Below are 16,294 nucleotides of genomic sequence, written 5' to 3' on the forward strand. Positions count from 1 at the left end.
TTTAATTAGTTCTCGACTGGCGCAACAGATTGTCTAACCTGAAGATGGGTTTTCACCCGGTACTGTTTAGGTGAAATATCTTCACCATCAATCATGCGCAGGAGCAGTTCGGTTCCAGTTCGGCTAATTTTCTTCACGGGTTTATGAACAGTTGTCAAAGGGGGATTGAGATAAGCTACCAGCTTGCTGTCATCAAATCCGATAAGAGAAATATCTTTTGGCACCTGATACCCTTGTTCGGCCGCAGCGCGCATGGCACCGATAGCCATATCATCGTTGGCGCAAAAAACCAGTGAGGGTAAGGGTGAGAGCTGTAGAATGTTCTGCATCTCCTCAAAGCCGCTTTCGATACTGTAATCACCTTTGAAAAAATAATCTTCATTAATCGGCAGCTGATTTTTTTTCATACTAATAATCAGCCCTTGTTTTCTCTCATTGGAAGAACGGAAATCATCTTTCCCGCCGATGTAGGCGATTCTCTCGTGACCTAGCTGAATAGCATAATCAATGGCCTCTGTGACGCCTTCAGCATCATTGGCTAATACATTGATGATATCAGAATCCTCTAAAGGGCGATTCAAAACAACAAAAGGAATATTTTGCTGTTTCACAAAGTCAATAAAGGCTTCGTCATGATCACTTTGACTCATGATGATAATTCCATCATAGCGCTGAAAGTTAATTTGTTCCAACGCTCTAATTTCGTCGATTCCTTCCACGGATAAGCTGTAGCTTTCATCCAAAACAGCATGGATTCCCGTAATGACATCTACCAAAAAGCTGGAACTTGTTCCCTGATCAATACTTGAGAAAAATAGACCAACCATATAATTTTTTTGATTTACTAAACTCTTGGCATTGAAATTAGGAACATAGTTCATTTCTTCTGCAATTTTTTTGATTTTTTTTCGTGTTTCCAGCTTAATCAACGGGTTGTTATTCAGTGCTCTGGAAACAGTGGTATGAGAAACACCAGCTGTTTTTGCGATATCTTTTATGGTTACCATAGGCCACCTCATTTCAATAATTGTGAACGTTAACATCATAGTATGAAATAGATAGAATGTCAATGAGGAATGTTGATTTAAAAACAATGCACACGTGAAAATTTTTATTGGTTTTTTTAATGAATTATGATAGGCTATTGATGGACGGTACTAAATGTGAGCTGAGAAATAGATAAAATTACAGCTAAAAGATTGATTATTTAATTGCAAAAAGAAAAGGTCAGGAGGAAATGGAATGAGCGAGAAAAGATACTATATTACTGATTTTGGTGCGGCAGAAGGAACAGAAAGCAACACAATAGCTATTCAGAAAGCGATTGACGCTGCTTATAAAAATGGCGGCGGCGAAGTTGTGGTGCCGGCTGGTGTTTTTGTGACAGGGGCTCTATTTTTAAAAGACAATTTATCTCTTCATTTAGCGCCGGGCGCTGTGTTGAAATTTTCTGATGATCAGAAAGATTACCCAGTAGTTGTTTCCCGCTGGGAAGGTGTGCAGCAAAAAGTGTATGCTTCTTGTATCTATGCTGAAAATGCTGAGAATATTTCAGTAACCGGCTTCGGCATTCTTGACGGCAGCGGCAGCTTATGGTGGGATTTATTTAGAAATAACAGGAAAGATTTAGCGTATCCCAGACCTAAACTAATCAGCTTTCATCAATGTCGGCGGATTACGATTCGAGATATTCAGCTTGTCAATTCACCAAGCTGGACAGTTAATCCAATTCTTTGTGAGGATGTTACCATAGATAATCTCTCAATTTTAAATCCCGCTGATTCTCCTAATACCGATGGAATAGATCCTGATTCCTGTAAAAATGTTCATATCAGCAACTGTCATATCGATGTGGGGGATGATTGTATTGCTATTAAGGCAGGAACGGAGGAAACAGCTGAACGAATATCCTGTGAAAATATAACCATCATTAATTGTACGATGGTTCATGGACATGGCGGAGTGGTTTTAGGAAGTGAAATGAGTGGAGATATCCGCAATGTCACAATTAGCAACTGTGTTTTTCAAGGAACAGATCGAGGCATCCGCTTGAAATCACGGCGGGGCAGAGGCGGAATAGTAGAAGATATACGGATTAGCAATATTGTGATGAAGGATGTTGTCTGCCCGTTTATCATTAACCTTTATTATTATTGGGGACCTAAAGGAGAGCAGAAGCTGGTATGGACTAAGGAACCTCAGCCGGTTACTAAGGCAACGCCGTGTTTTAGGCGTATCCATTTTATGAATATCACTGCGGAAAATGTTCAGGCAGCCGCTGGCTTTATTTATGGATTGGCTGAACAGTATGCGGAGGGAATTACCTTTGATAATGTACGGATTTCAATGGCAGAAGAAGCCGTTGAGGGAGAACCGGCTATGATGATGGGAATGAAGAAAATGAAGAATCAAGGATTTTTGATTCAATTTGCCGAAAATGTGCTATTTGAACGGGTAACGATTGAAAATCATGAAGGTTCAGCTTTTCAAATTCTAGAGAGTAAGGAAATCGAGCTGTGTCACTGCCGTTCTAAGAAGCTGGGAGAAACGATTTTTCAAGCGGTTTAATGGAAATGAGTTGTTTTTGGAGAAGCAACCTGTGATAAAATAAGGATGATGAGATACTGGAAAGAGGGTTGACGGTATGACAGAAAAACAGAAAAAATCACGGTCATTGAACACAGTTTTGAATACGTTCTATATATTATTTGTAGCGGTGGTCATTCTTTTTTCACTTGTTTTTTCCAGTATTACAACAACCAGAGAGGTAACGGATACTGCTTATACAAGTGTAGAAAATACTTTGCAGGATAAATTCAGCGTCCTTAACCGAACCTTTAATCAGCTTTTCGAACAGGTTGTAAATCTCAACAATAATCCAAACCTTATTGAAGTAATAAATAATGATGATGATGCTTTACGTCAGGCTGTTAGTATGAACACCAATATTAAGGAACTTTATTATCGCTTTCAGGATGTTTTGGATTCCATCTACATCAATGTAAATAATGGTGAATTCTTCTTTAATGGGGGAGAGATTTCACAAGGACTAAATGAAATTGACTATCAGAATTTCTTTGACTTAGCGGATGGAGAAACAAAGTATTTTTGGCTGGACTCAAAAGAAAGCCCTTTCTCTACAGCGAAAGAAAAAACAATCTCAATTTGTAAGATTATTGGGGATGATTCTTCCGAAGCGAGTGGCGTGATTGTATTTAATTTGAAGCATGACTACATTGATAATCTTTTGCAGGAAAGCTTTGTTACTGAAAAAGGCCGCTTGTTTTTGGTCAGTGCCGACACAGCAGTTACGGATTCTGATCAGCAATTTCCAGCAGATGTGTTTCAGGAGCTGGATGGAACTCGGCAGATAAAGCGGGTGGCTGGGGAAAATTACCATATCCAGAGTAAGCAGTTCGGTTTGAATCAATGGTATTTAGCCGCCGTTTTTCCAGAACAGGATCTCCAGAAAAGTCAGTCCGCTTATCTGACCCTGGCCGCAGCGTTGTTTCTATTTCTACTTTTAGCTGGAACTTTAATGGTTATTGTTGTAGGTCGTTATATTTCTAAGCCTATTCGTAATTTAGCTAAAGAAATTGAAGCGACCAGTATTACTGATCACAAAGGTCCTTTGCCGGTTAATCAAAAGCATTTTAATGAATTGTCGGTTTTATATCGAAGCTTTAATTTGATGATTGAGAAAAATGAGCGGCTGCTGAATGAAAACGAGCAAAATCATGAGGAACGGAGCCGTTTAGAAATTGAACTACTGCAGTCACAGATTAACCCTCATTTTTTGTACAATACACTATACTCAATACAAAGCCTCAGTGATATGGAAATGAATCGGGATGCATCTTTAATGACCCGCTCCCTTGCAGAGTTTTACCGTACCGGTATCAGTAAAGGCAACCTGTTGATTTCCCTAGAGGAGGAATTGGAGCATGTTCAAAATTATTTAACAATCATGAGTTATCGGTACCATGATCGCTTTGACTATGCGGTAAAAATAGAGAATCCAGAGCTTTTGAAGTCCTTTATTCCTAAAATTTCTCTACAGCCGATTGTTGAAAATTCGATTTATCACGGGCTTAAAGAGCAGAGCTCAAAAGGTTTTCTATCAATCGAAATAAAAGAGAGCAACGGAGCTGTACTGGTAATTATTAAAGACAATGGTAAAGGGTTTTCTGATGAGCGCTTGGAGCTGATTAACGAAGAAATCAATTTATCCGCTTTAAGCAGCCGTAAAGTCATCGGAATTGGGCTGCGCAGCGTCAATTTGAGAATCAAAAAATGCTTTGGTTCAGCATATGGACTTTGGGTTGAAAAAAGCGTGGATGGCGCCCTGATTAAACTTGTCATACCGAAGGAGGCAGAAGAATGAGAAAACTGTTGATTGTTGAAGATGAGTGGATTATTCGTAAAGCATTAACTTCACTTCCGTGGGAACAAATCGGTATCACTGAAATTATTGAAGCGGACAACGGACAAGAGGGACTGGAAAAATATTTGAAATATCTGCCTCAGGTTGTACTTACAGACATCAATATGCCTTTTATGGATGGGATAACGATGGGAAAGGAAATCGTTAAAAATAATTGTAGTCCCAGCCGCATCATTTTTTTAACAGGCTATAGTGAGTTTAGTTACGCTCAGGCCGCCATAAGTATGAAAGCCTTTGACTATATTTTGAAGCCAGTCGATGCTTCGGTTCTGCTGCCTCAAGTTGATCGAGCTTTTCAGGCCGTGGCAGAAGAAATACTGACGGAACAGACATCAGGAGAATACCAGCGCCGGGAGCTGATTAAAAAAGTTATTCATTCTCAGAAAGCTGATTTTTCTAGACAAATCGATCAGCTTTTTCAGGTAGCGGGACCATATCAATGTCTATGCTATTTTCTAAATAAAGGAGTGCTGAGTATCCCCAGCCAGTTCCGTCATGAAACCATTCGTTTAGAAGACAATACTTATTTTTCTCTGGTTTATTTGGAGAAGCTGGGAATTGAATTTCAAGACTGGCTGAATGCTTCTGAGCTGCAGAAGTTTATTAAGAGGAACGAAGGCTGGATTGGGTTAAGCACTATTGGTAAAGGCTCTGAAGATGTGACTGAAAAAATTATTGAGGCTCGTATTTGTTTTGAAAAAAATAAATTGGCCCAGCCGGGTGTATATACGTATAATCCACAACAGGCCCGATTTGATTTCTCACCGATTTTACAAGAGCTGGAAATCCAGCTTAGTCAGGCAATAAAGGCAGAAAAACCTATGGAGGTTTATCAAAAACTGAATTCTCTAGAGGAGAATGGTGCATTGCTGACACTGCCGTTAGCTCAGGTTAGACCATTCCTAATCAAGCAGGTTTTCTTCTTGCTTCAGACGGCAGGAAGCATGCTTCAAAGAGATGAATTCCTAATTTATCAAAAAATAACCTCTGGTACCGTATTGAAAGAGTTACTTCAGCCGGTGAAGGATTTGGCTAAAGCTTGGGCGGAAGTTCAAGAGCAAAATACTCAGTCGGATTCAATTATTGAGCAAGCAAAACGTTTTATTGATCTGCATTATGCAGATGAAAATATTTCTTTACAGCTGGTGGCAGAAAATACCCATGTATCTCCGCCCTACTTAAGCAATCTTTTTAAAAGTGAAACAGGGAAGAATTACACGGATTACTTGTTCGAACGTCGGATGACAGAAGCCTATCGACTGTTAAAAACGACTAATCATTCAATTACTGAGATTTCGCTGGAAACGGGTTTTACCAATCCTAATTATTTTTCAAGCTGCTTTAAAAAAGAGAATGGCTTGTCCCCAAAACAATTTAGAGTAAGCTACAAGAAAGAAATTGAAGGCAAGTAAAGGATTGTATCGGCAAGAAAAAACAAATGAAATTATAGAACTTGGAACAAAAACAGTAATTTCCTGTTTTTTGTTCCAAGTTCTTCTATTTAAGGAAAGCAATAAAATAGCTAGACTTGGGATTACTTGCCGCAGTTAGTTACCGGCAAGTGGTTATGTGGACATTTGTTGTAATCCAGTAAGGATAATGAGATTTTGACAAAAATCTGGGAATTTGTTTATGTCCCAGACGACTTTATCAATTATTCAGCGGCTAACAAATCAGAGAGTGGGATTCTTTGACCCTTCTTTTTTTATTTAAGTGGGCTGATTTTATCGAAACAACTGAAATCTTAAAATATTATAAGTTTGTCTTAAAATAATGAATGTTAGGTGGAAGCGTTTTCTAGTATTTTAGAACTATAGAAAATGTTAGGAGGAGAAAAATGGAAACAGAAGCTACACTGCCAAAAGTAAAGAAAAATAGAAAAAAATTTCAGAAAGCGCCGTATCTATTATTACTGCCATCATTAGTTATGATTACTGCGTTGCTGTTTTTCCCAATGGCGAGAATCTTTTATTACAGCTTCCAAAATTATGATATTTCGGCACCTTTTTACGATTCATTTGCCGGTTTCGATAATTTTGTGAAGATTTTTACAGAAGACAAATATTTTATTCCCAGTTTGATTAATAGCTTGAAATGGGTTGTATCTCAGGTAGCCTTGCAGTTAGGTCTGGGAATGGGTGTTGCCTTGCTTTTAAACAAAAAATTTAAGTTTAGAGGACTGACAAGAGGGTTTGTCTTTGTGCCTTGGGCAATTTCCGGAGTACTTACCTCTGTAATGTGGAGTTTGATGTACAACGAGCATATGGGGGTTTTCAACGATATACTGATGAATTTGGGAATCATTAGTGAACCTCATGCTTTTCTGGCTAGTACCAATAGTGCGTTTATTTCAGTAGTTGTTGCAGAGCTGTGGCGGGGGGTTCCGTTCTTCGCTGTTACTATTCTGGCTTCCCTGCAAAGTATTCCAGATGAGCTTTATGAAGCAGCCGCAATGGATGGATCAAACCGCTGGACATCATTTTTAAACATCACTTTACCCCAGCTGAAAAGAACTATCGTACTAACGACGCTGTTGAGAACAGTTTGGGAATTCAACAATGTGGATTTGATGTACAACTTGACTAACGGCGGACCAGCCAATTCGACAATGACCTATGCCATGTATATCGCAAAAACAGCGGTACATGGAAGTGATTTCGGTTACGGTTCTGCATTAACTGTTGTTGCATTTCTGATTTTAACCATCATTGCCTTAGTTTATCTGAAAATTTCTAAATTCGAGGAGGAATAGTCTTGTATAATAGACAGGGGAAACTAGACAAAACATTAACTTTTTATATTCCATTGGCCTTGATGTTGGTATGGACATTATTTCCAATCTATTGGACATTGAATACTGCATTGAAGCCAGAGGGCGATATCATCAAAACACCACTGCAGTATCTGCCTTCCAGTCCGACTTTCCAGAATTTTATTAATGCTTGGAATGATGTTGGTTTTGAAAAGTACTTTTCAAATAGTGTGCTGGTTGGTGTAGGAACAGTTCTGCTAACGCTGGTCTTGTCTGTATTAGCAGGCTATGCATTAGCTCGATATAATTTTAAAGGAAAAAGAATTTTCATGTTGATTCTTTTAATGACACAATTTATTCCACGCTCTATGCTGATTATCCCATTGTTCGTTATGTTTAGTAATATTGGGATGATTAGTAATCCGATTTCTTTAATGCTGGTATATTCAGCAGTGCAGATTCCGTTTTCAGCTATTTTGATGAGCGGATTCATCTCGGGAATTCCTTCGGAGCTGGAGGAAGCGGCTGCGATTGATGGGGCAACAAGAATGCAGGCGATTCGCCAGGTAATCGTTCCATTGCTGCTGCCGGGAGTAGTAGCTACAGGAATTAATATCTTTGTATATGCATGGAATGAGTTTTTGTTAGCGCTGATGTTGACAAATAATCAGGCGAAGTTTACTTTGCCGGTTGGATTGAGTTTCATGATGGGTGAGTTTAACGTTAATTACGGAGCATTGGCGGCAGGCAGTATTATTGCTTTGATTCCATCAATTATTCTCTTTATGTTTGCACAAAAACATTTAGTGAACGGTATGGGCGGAGCTGTTAAAGGATAAATTAGGAGGAATAGAAAATGTCAAAGAAGTTTCTTAAAGTGGCAAGTGCGCTGGCACTTACTGGACTATTGGTTGCTGGATGCGGTTCAGGAAAAAGCTCTTCAGGAGCAGCGAAAAGTGGATCATCCGAAGGAAAAGAAGTTAAATTAATCTTCTGGGATGAAAACTCAGGACCAGATAGAACACCGATATGGGAAAAACTAATCGATGATTTTGAAAAGGAAAATCCTACTATTAAAGTTGAATATGTAGGATTGCCAAAAGATGAAGCGAAATCAAAACTCGATGCAGCGATTGCAGCCAATGATACACCGGATGTAGCCTCCCTTCAGTCAAGCTGGCTGCCAGAGTTTTCAATTCGCGGAGCACTGCTGCCGCTGGATGATTATTTAAAAGATTCTGATTTAAATGATTTAATCAACGAAGGAGCTATTGAGTTCAATAAAGAAATTGTACAAGATGGGAAGCTATATGGTATTCCGTATACACAAAATTTAGACATTCTATGGATTAGAGAAGATGTATTTGCAGAAAAAAACTTGAACGCACCTGAGACATGGGATGATTTCTTTACAGATGTGGATAAACTGACAACTGATGACATGTATGGTTATACAATTCGTGGTGGGGCGGGCGGCTCACTACAGCTGCAGCGTTTAATGTATGCGTACTCAGGTCTGACAGAGTATGTGGATAAGGATGGCAAAGCAACTGTAAATGATCCAAAGCACGTTGAATTTTTAGAAAAATACTTTGCATTGTATCAAAATAATACACCGAAGAGTGATATCACGAACGGCTATAAAGAAATGGTTGCTGTATTTGATACAGGAAAAGCGGCAATCCTGCACCATAACATTGGTTCTTTTGGGGAACACAGTAAATCGTTGGAGGCAGATCAATTTGAAGCAGTACCGCTGCCTAAATCAGAAAACGGAAACTATGTTGCAGAAGGCGGTAATACGATTGGTATCTCAGCATTTGCTAATTCTGATCATCCAGAAGAAGCATGGAAGCTGGTTGAATATTTGAATTCTGCATCCAGTCAAAGCTACTGGAATCAAAATATCGGACAAATTCCAACGAACTCCGATGTTTTAAACGAAGATTGGATTAAGGATGCGCAGCACATTAAAGCCGCCTTCGAAGTATATGACAACCCGGAAACAGAACTGTATCAACCACCATTCTACTTACCTGATTATCGTTCAATTCTGGATAATAAAGTGGATCCTGGAATTCAGGCAGTAATGAGCGGGGATACAACAGTTAAGGCATTTCTTGATGAATGGGCAAAGGCCATTGAAGATTCTAAAGTGAAGTATGACGAGGCTATGAATTAAGCCAAATCAGGAAATGAAGAGTGAGCTATAGTTTGACAAAATATATGGTGAAGTGAAGATAAAAAGCTGCTGGCTATCTGTAAGAAGATGGCCAGCAGCTTTTTAAGCCTCTTATAGAGCGGGGACTTGATAAATTAACTTATTCATTTGGATAATGAAATATTTCAAAGCGAATACCATCTGGGGCTTCAAAAAATAGTGCATAATAGTTTGGTGCAATTCTTTCTGTATATTCTTTAGGTTTGCCATGAAGTATTTTAACGTCTAAATGACTAATTTTATTGAATATTTCGTCAACCTCTGCTCTAGAATCTGCTTTGAAAGCGATGTGCTGTATAGCACCTGGTTTTCGTGGATGTATTTCTTCGTTTTGAAAAGCGGCGGCTGGGGAGCAGATACCAAAATCAAAGCCATCACCAAGATACTCCACAACATGCATATTCGCATGTTCCAAATACCCTTTGTACTTTTTCTTAAGATCATAGCCAAGAAAAGAAAATAACTGATCATAAAATATTTCTGATTCTGCAATATTAGCAACAGTGACTTGAACATGATGAAAATGATAACTCACTGACGCCCCCTCCTTTCGATAAATTTATTCTACTATATCAAGCTGTTCAAAGAAACTATCTGTTGGTTCATACTATTTAGAGCAACGAAAGTAAACATATTTTGTTTTAGCTTCAAAGCTGTCGAACGGCTACGTGCTATACTAATGGTACCAGTCAGAACTGTCAGGGCTCGATTGCTGATTTTCACAGGATTTAAAAAGTAGCTGTTATTTCTTGAAAAGCTTTAATTCTACTGCAATGCAACGATAAGTTGCTTTTGAAAAGGCAAGCGGGCAACGAAAAAGTGACAAGAAATTTAGATTTTACAATTGATAAAAAATAAAAAAAAGTTATGGTTGATTTATGGGAGGAAGCTATTATGACAGATATTGGCGCCAATATCCAAGTATATCGAAAATTGAAAAAAATGACTCAAAATGATTTAGCGGAGAAAATGCATGTCTCAAGACAAACGATTTCCAAATGGGAGTTAAACAAAAGTACCCCAACTATCGATTATCTTATCCAGCTAAGTCAGGAGCTGAAGGTTACTTTGGATCAGCTGATTACGAGTCAAAAAATAGTTGAAAAAGATAGGAAGGAGAATATCATGAAAAAAGGACTTCTATTCGTTCAAAATTATACACCGTCTAATGACACTACCTGGGGAAATGAAGCGAAAGACTATGGAACCAGGGACTTTCTTGCCAATCTGGCACATGATTACCCTGAAATTTCCTGGCGTCCGGTAAGATTCAATGAGCTGGATGCCGTTTTAGCAAAGGCGCAAATAGACTTTATTGTTGTTACTCCTGCAGTAGAAAGATTATTAAACCAGCTGCAAGAAAAATATTCAGGAAAAATTAGAGTACTAAAACCAAATGAATATGCTCAAATCACACTAAACCGTATTTTAGAGAAATAATTTTAGAAAAGATAGGTAGACATTGGGGAATAACGAAGTAGCATCTGTGAATATAAACAAACTAATTGAATAGTTAAACAAGCTAGAAAGCGGCAGTAATACCAGTTTTCTAGCTTGTTCAGCAGTCTGTAATTAGAAGTTCATTTTATGAGGAGCCAGCTTCTCCCAGTCAAAGGTCACACCAATACCTGCCTCTTCTGATGCAACAGCAAGTCCGTCTGCCTTATCAATGACCAGAGGGCGCATAGTATACTGATCGATTGGGAAGCTGTGCATTTCGAGATAGCCTGCATTAGGCATAGCTGCTAAAAGACTTACATGAAGCTCCTGCATACCATGAGTGGACACACTAAGATTGTGAGCCTGAGCTAAATAAGCCACCTTTAGCCAGCCGGTAATACCACCAACATTCGAAGCATCCGGTTGTGGAAAGTCTACATGACCATACTGTAGCATGTGTCGAAATTCAGTCAGGGTCCTTAGATTTTCTCCTCCGGCTACAGCAATATGCCCTTCTTCTGCAATTCGCGCGTACCCTTCATAGTCTTCAGGGATTGTCGGTTCTTCCAAGAAGAAAATATCATAGGGCGCCATTGCCTTAGCTGCTTTAATGGCTTTTTCGACTGACCAGCTCATATTGGCATCTACCATAAATGTTGTTTCGGCACCAATCAAGTTGCGGACCGCAGCGATTCGTTCAATATCTTCTGTCAGTGTTGGCTGTCCCAATTTGATTTTGACAGCTTTTAGTCCCATATCCAAATACTTTTGATTATTACTTAGCAGCTTTGTCAAAGGAAAATTTAAATCAATCGCTCCTCCATAGCACTTCACTTTGTTGCTGATACCGCCCAGCAGCTTGTAAAGAGGTTCGTCTGCTTTTTTTGTACGTAAGTCCCATAAGGCAATATCACAGGCTGCAATGGCGAAGCTTGCCAATCCTCCCCGGGCGACATAGTGAATTCCCCAGTTCATCTCATCCCAAAGAGCCTCCACACAGCTAGCATCTTTTCCGAGAAGAATCGGTTTTAGTTCGTTTTCAATCAGCGAGCAGATTGCCCGGCCGCCAAATCCGCCTGTATATGTGTAGCCAACACCTTCACGACCATCATTTGCCTGGATTTTGACGATAGGTACCTCAAAATGAGTATGCAGACCATGTTTCGCATCTTCCATCAGTTCAGGTAAAGGGATACGATAATATTCAGTAGTAACAGCAGCAATTTTGGACATGATAATTCCTCCTAATTCAATAAATGTTAACGTGTGCATTTTTTCGTGTAAAAAGAATTCGCTTACATATAGTGTAACAGAATCTAGAAAAGGGGTCAACAGAACACGATAAGGCTTTGGTATTCTGTTGACTAAAAGACTAAAAATAACGTCTAAAAATGTTTTTCCATCTGGAAATGGGGAATATTTGCGTCCATGAATTGTTCGCCATGTTTGATATAGCCAAGTTTTTGATAAAATTCTACAGCGGTGAGCTGTGCCCCCAGCGTAATCGTATTATAGCCCTGCTTTTTAGCTAAATCCTCTACAGCATCAATTAGTAGTTTGCCATAATTTTTCCCTCTATATTGACTTAAAACAGCCATTCTCTGCAGTTTGAACACACCATCAGTTAATGGCAGCAGTCTACAGGTTGCTACGGGATCCTTATTCTCATAGAGCACAAAATGAATACAGGCGGCTTCATTTTTATCGATTTCGATATCTTTTGGAACGCCCTGTTCAATCATAAATACTTGATGACGAATACGAAGAGCATCCAAATAAATATCACTCATTGTGTCTTTTGTATGAACAATTTTCATATAATTCCTCCTAATGCAATTTCTATGTGATTGATTAATTATACTATAAATTTAAGTAACAACTAAAAGCAAACAATTAGTGTTGTTTTAAATAGTTTTCGAATTGTCATTTTCACTGTTAAACAGAGCAGATAATTTCAGAAATTAGTAAAAATATAAAATTTTTATTTAGAATAATTGTAATTTGTCTGAATTTTCTATTTTCAGAATAAAGAACAGAAGTAAATAATTAATTTGATGGTATAAATAAAAATAAATTAGGTAGAAATATAATTAAAAAAATATAACGAATGTAATTTTATGCGTATATCATTCTATAGATATGAATTTTGGAAAGTATATATATTAAGATTTTAACGATATAGAACAAGTGAAAATAATAATTTTAAATGCTCTTTTGTCCATAAAATAAAGATTGAAAGTGTAGATATTATCTGTTTGATATCTGTTTTTTATAGAGTTTACACCTTCTATCATTTTTTTAAGATTCTACATGAAAAAGTTGATAAAAAGAAAAAAATAAAGGTGGTATCATTAGTAGTGACCAATCAAATAAAAAACAAATAAAGAAAGAAAAGAGGGCTTAGGAAAAATGAAAACTTGGACAAAGACAGTGATGTTTTCTGCAGCAGTTTTAGGATTTAGTTTATTGGGCGCTGTTGAAGGAGAGGCTGCATCAGTTTTGACGTCTAGTACAGACTTGAAGGGCTACGATACAAAGATTACAACAAAGAGCGATGGAACGAATGTTTTGACGAACAAATTAGGTGAGTTCATTTTAAATGAGGATTCAGCAATTTATAGTTCAAAGTCAATCAAAGTTACGCTTAACAATTCTGTACCAGTGACAATCAATTCCATTAATGCTAAAAAGTCATTAGAGTTTGTTGGTAAAGGTGAAATAAACGTTGAAACAAATGGCGATGTCGGAATTAATGTGGGAAATCATTTTAAAGCTTTTAAAACAACAAAATACGGTGTTGGTAAAGTAACAACAGAAGGGTCTAAAATTGGACTACGTGTTCATAACGAGATTCAAATGGAAGGCGGTTCTGTGGAAGCAGAGGGAGCTGAGTACGGTATTTATTGTGAAAATGATATCAAACCTTACTACAGTTCTGTTTTGAGAGGGATTAGTTCTAATGGTACTGGTATCTGGGCATACCGTGATATTTATTCTTGCAAAGGCGCTACAGTATACGGTGAAGGAAAAGTTTCTGGTGCCCGTTCAATCATTGCGCATATTCAGGCGGATGGTGCTGGAAGTTCTATTACAGGAGTTTCATATGATATTAACAGTTCATTGTCTGCATTACATGCCGATAAGGAAATGCTAAGAGCATATTCAGGTGCTGTAGTACGTGAAGAATACAAAAACCCTGGTTTTGTAGTTACAGATGACGACCCGCTAAACCTAGTTAAAAACTATAAGACAGTTGCCCGTAATATGAGCAACATGGCAAATTACTCTTGGTCATCTAATCCGGAAAGCGTATTTTATGGTAATAATGGATTACTGGGTAATGTTGAAAATCCATTTAAAGATGGAACAATCAGAGGGGTACGTGTTGATAAATCTGTCAGAAAAGATGAAGTAACACAGCTGAAGAAAAATGGCATGCATGAAGTTCTTTTCTCTGGCGTAGACAGCTACTTTATGGTTCCAGTTATTACTCGTCACTATGTAAATAACTACGAAGGTAATGAGTATCCATTGTATGAAGAAAAAATTCATATGATCGAAGTTGGTAGCTTACTGAAAGTGGATGACTTGCAAATTGATTTGTCATTTACAGAATATGAGTACAAAGGCGCTGATAAAGAAGATTTTGTAGTTGTAAAAGATGGAAACGACATTGTTATTAATTACTACTACAGAGCAGATATCTAATATCTAATTAAATTAGTAGAGCATTACAAGGCTAGTGAAGCAGTGGTCTTGTAGTGCTCTTTTATTTTGAAAAGTGAAAATAGATATTTCTGCATCAAGTGTAGATAATAAACAAGTAAGACAATAGCCATACATAGGAATAATTGGAGTAATTATTCAGTATTTTATAACATAGTCAAAATGATATTGCTATCCTTAGGAATAAAAGATATGCTAAAATCTAAAAACAAGCTTTATTGTAGGGAGGGAATGTATTGTTTGATAAATTAAAGGAGTCAAAATTGATGTTCTGGTCTGTTGAGCTATTGGTTTTAGCAACGTTGATTTTTGTTTCCACAAAGATAAATTTTCTGTTTGAGCCAATCGGGACGTTTTTCTCAACGCTGTTTGCACCAGTTTTAGTTGCAGGTTTTCTTTATTATATTTTGAACCCGTTAGTTAAACTGCTGACCAAACTGAAACTCAAAAGAATTTATGCTATTATGCTGGTTTTCATATTATTGATAGCTTCATTAATTCTAATTTTAGTTAGTGTGATACCAAGCTTAGCAAATCAGCTGGCTAGTTTGGCAGCCAGTATGCCTACCGTGTTCAAAAATATCGAAACATGGGTATACCAAATGGCTGAGCTACCAATTTTTAAAGATTTAGATTTAACAAGCTATGTTGATCAGCTGGATATTTCATATGGCAATATCATTCAGCAGTTTCTGAGCGGGCTGTCAAGCAGTTTGGGCTCATTAGTGTCTACGGTTGCTTCAACAACAATTGTGATTGTTACAGCACCGTTTATTCTGTTCTATATGTTAAAGGATGGAGACCGGCTGGTTCCGGGAATTCAACGCTTTATGCCGGAAAAACGTAAAGCGGATATTGTTACACTGCTGGATAAGCTGGATAAAACCTTATCGAATTACATTAGCGGACAGGCAATTGAGTGTTTATTCGTCGGCACATTTACAATTATCGGCTATTCATTAATTGGTGTACGCTATGCCTTCCTTTTCGGTGTTATCGCTGGATTGACCAACCTTATTCCATATTTGGGACCCTATCTTGGCTTGGCACCAGCAGTTTTAGTAACCGTTTTTGATGAACCATTCAAGGCGTTGCTATGCTGTGTGGTGGTTTTAATTGTACAGCAGCTGGATGGAAACATTATTTATCCTAATGTAATCGGGAAAACATTGAAGATTCATCCACTAACAATTATTTTGATTTTACTTGTTGCTGGAAATATCGCAGGTTTATTAGGAATTTTTCTAGGGGTACCTTTTTATGCGATTTGCCGGACAATTGTTCTGTATGTCATAGAAATGGTTCGAAAGAGCAAAACAGAAGAGCGGACAGCCTTAGTTTTGGAGAATTCAAATGAGACGAAAAACAGTGGACAATGATTGAAATAATTGTCCACTTATGATACGCTTTTATCGTGACTACTGGGAAAAGTAGTCACGTTTTTTATCATCTTTTCCAGGGTTGGTATTTTCAGTGAGTTGGACATAAACGACCTCGGAAATAGTGATAAGAAAGTAAGCCCTTATGATTGGAAGAAGTTTGGTATTCCGGTTGATTTCACAACCTAGGATTAACAAGCAGCGGACCAGGAAGAAGGAGAGCCGCTATTCTAGCTGCTTTAGCAGTATAGAGATAGAGGACATCGGACCACGAAGAAGAAGGAGAGCCGTTATTCTAGCTGCTTTAGCAGTGTAGAGATAAGGGACATCGG

Annotated in this window: 13 protein-coding genes; 9 read left to right on the top strand and 4 right to left on the bottom strand. The window is 38.0% G+C overall.

The annotated features are described in order from the left end of the window. Nucleotides 1-5 precede the first annotated feature (5 nt). Nucleotides 6-1,007, bottom strand: a complete 1,002-nt coding sequence (locus tag ACPWSO_RS11175; protein ID WP_426083337.1) for a LacI family DNA-binding transcriptional regulator — start codon at nt 1,005-1,007, stop codon at nt 6-8. A gap of 235 nt (nt 1,008-1,242) precedes the next feature. Between ACPWSO_RS11175 and ACPWSO_RS11180 the strand changes: the two genes are divergently transcribed. From ACPWSO_RS11180 to ACPWSO_RS11205, 6 genes are all read left to right on the top strand, one after another. Further along, on the top strand, nt 1,243-2,568 hold the full coding sequence (locus ACPWSO_RS11180; RefSeq protein ID WP_426083339.1) for a glycoside hydrolase family 28 protein: 1,326 nt from the start codon (nt 1,243-1,245) through the stop codon (nt 2,566-2,568). A 76-nt stretch (nt 2,569-2,644) separates the two neighbouring features. After that, nucleotides 2,645-4,384, top strand: coding sequence for a sensor histidine kinase (locus ACPWSO_RS11185; protein ID WP_426083341.1), 1,740 nt, complete (start codon nt 2,645-2,647; stop codon nt 4,382-4,384). Next, entirely contained in the window at nt 4,381-5,856 is a 1,476-nt protein-coding gene (locus ACPWSO_RS11190; RefSeq protein ID WP_426083343.1) for a response regulator transcription factor, read from the top strand. The genes ACPWSO_RS11185 and ACPWSO_RS11190 overlap by 4 nt, the downstream gene beginning before the upstream one ends. Nucleotides 5,857-6,281: 425 nt before the next feature. After that, entirely contained in the window at nt 6,282-7,196 is a 915-nt protein-coding gene (locus tag ACPWSO_RS11195) for a carbohydrate ABC transporter permease (protein ID WP_426083345.1), read from the top strand. Nucleotides 7,197-7,198: 2 nt separating this feature from the next. Beyond that, a complete protein-coding gene (locus ACPWSO_RS11200; protein ID WP_426083347.1) occupies nt 7,199-8,035 on the top strand; it encodes a carbohydrate ABC transporter permease in 837 nt (278 codons plus the stop codon). A gap of 17 nt (nt 8,036-8,052) precedes the next feature. Then, on the top strand, nt 8,053-9,378 hold the full coding sequence (locus ACPWSO_RS11205; protein ID WP_426083349.1) for an ABC transporter substrate-binding protein: 1,326 nt from the start codon (nt 8,053-8,055) through the stop codon (nt 9,376-9,378). A gap of 139 nt (nt 9,379-9,517) precedes the next feature. Here the strand turns inward: ACPWSO_RS11205 and ACPWSO_RS11210 are convergent, their stop codons facing one another. Beyond that, a complete protein-coding gene (locus tag ACPWSO_RS11210) occupies nt 9,518-9,952 on the bottom strand; it encodes a VOC family protein (protein WP_426083351.1) in 435 nt (144 codons plus the stop codon). Nucleotides 9,953-10,311: 359 nt separating this feature from the next. Between ACPWSO_RS11210 and ACPWSO_RS11215 the strand changes: the two genes are divergently transcribed. Continuing rightward, nucleotides 10,312-10,857: a helix-turn-helix domain-containing protein gene (locus tag ACPWSO_RS11215; RefSeq protein ID WP_426083353.1), complete on the top strand. Its 546-nt coding sequence runs from the start codon at nt 10,312-10,314 to the stop codon at nt 10,855-10,857. A 132-nt stretch (nt 10,858-10,989) separates the two neighbouring features. Here ACPWSO_RS11215 and ACPWSO_RS11220 read toward each other — a convergent pair whose 3' ends face one another. Together ACPWSO_RS11220 and ACPWSO_RS11225 are read right to left on the bottom strand one after the other, a co-directional pair. Continuing rightward, complete coding sequence (locus ACPWSO_RS11220) at nt 10,990-12,090, bottom strand: mandelate racemase/muconate lactonizing enzyme family protein (protein WP_426083355.1); 1,101 nt, start codon at nt 12,088-12,090, stop codon at nt 10,990-10,992. A gap of 152 nt (nt 12,091-12,242) precedes the next feature. Further along, nucleotides 12,243-12,674 carry a GNAT family N-acetyltransferase gene (locus tag ACPWSO_RS11225; protein WP_426083357.1) on the bottom strand — a complete coding sequence of 144 codons (432 nt, stop codon included), beginning with the start codon at nt 12,672-12,674 and terminating at the stop codon, nt 12,243-12,245. Nucleotides 12,675-13,266: 592 nt separating this feature from the next. On the opposite strand from ACPWSO_RS11225, the gene ACPWSO_RS11230 reads away from it, so the two are divergent. Together ACPWSO_RS11230 and ACPWSO_RS11235 are read left to right on the top strand one after the other, a co-directional pair. Further along, nucleotides 13,267-14,565 carry a hypothetical protein gene (locus tag ACPWSO_RS11230; RefSeq protein WP_426083359.1) on the top strand — a complete coding sequence of 433 codons (1,299 nt, stop codon included), beginning with the start codon at nt 13,267-13,269 and terminating at the stop codon, nt 14,563-14,565. A 284-nt stretch (nt 14,566-14,849) separates the two neighbouring features. Then, entirely contained in the window at nt 14,850-15,962 is a 1,113-nt protein-coding gene (locus ACPWSO_RS11235; protein WP_426083491.1) for an AI-2E family transporter, read from the top strand. Nucleotides 15,963-16,294: the final 332 nt, after the last annotated feature.

The sequence above is a fragment of the Enterococcus sp. LJL51 genome (genome assembly GCF_049894025.1).
Classification (GTDB): Bacteria; Bacillota; Bacilli; order Lactobacillales; family Enterococcaceae; genus Enterococcus_L.

Excerpts from the sequence above, each read along its gene's own strand:
- ACPWSO_RS11175 (WP_426083337.1), bottom strand. The coding sequence starts at position 1,007 with ATGGTAACCATAAAAGATATCGCAAAAACAGCTGGTGTTTCTCATACC.
- ACPWSO_RS11180 (WP_426083339.1), top strand. The coding sequence starts at position 1,243 with ATGAGCGAGAAAAGATACTATATTACTGATTTTGGTGCGGCAGAAGGA.
- ACPWSO_RS11185 (WP_426083341.1), top strand. The coding sequence starts at position 2,645 with ATGACAGAAAAACAGAAAAAATCACGGTCATTGAACACAGTTTTGAAT.
- ACPWSO_RS11190 (WP_426083343.1), top strand. The coding sequence starts at position 4,381 with ATGAGAAAACTGTTGATTGTTGAAGATGAGTGGATTATTCGTAAAGCA.
- ACPWSO_RS11195 (WP_426083345.1), top strand. The coding sequence starts at position 6,282 with ATGGAAACAGAAGCTACACTGCCAAAAGTAAAGAAAAATAGAAAAAAA.
- ACPWSO_RS11205 (WP_426083349.1), top strand. The coding sequence starts at position 8,053 with ATGTCAAAGAAGTTTCTTAAAGTGGCAAGTGCGCTGGCACTTACTGGA.
- ACPWSO_RS11215 (WP_426083353.1), top strand. The coding sequence starts at position 10,312 with ATGACAGATATTGGCGCCAATATCCAAGTATATCGAAAATTGAAAAAA.
- ACPWSO_RS11220 (WP_426083355.1), bottom strand. The coding sequence starts at position 12,090 with ATGTCCAAAATTGCTGCTGTTACTACTGAATATTATCGTATCCCTTTA.
- ACPWSO_RS11225 (WP_426083357.1), bottom strand. The coding sequence starts at position 12,674 with ATGAAAATTGTTCATACAAAAGACACAATGAGTGATATTTATTTGGAT.
- ACPWSO_RS11230 (WP_426083359.1), top strand. The coding sequence starts at position 13,267 with ATGAAAACTTGGACAAAGACAGTGATGTTTTCTGCAGCAGTTTTAGGA.
- ACPWSO_RS11235 (WP_426083491.1), top strand. The coding sequence starts at position 14,850 with ATGTTCTGGTCTGTTGAGCTATTGGTTTTAGCAACGTTGATTTTTGTT.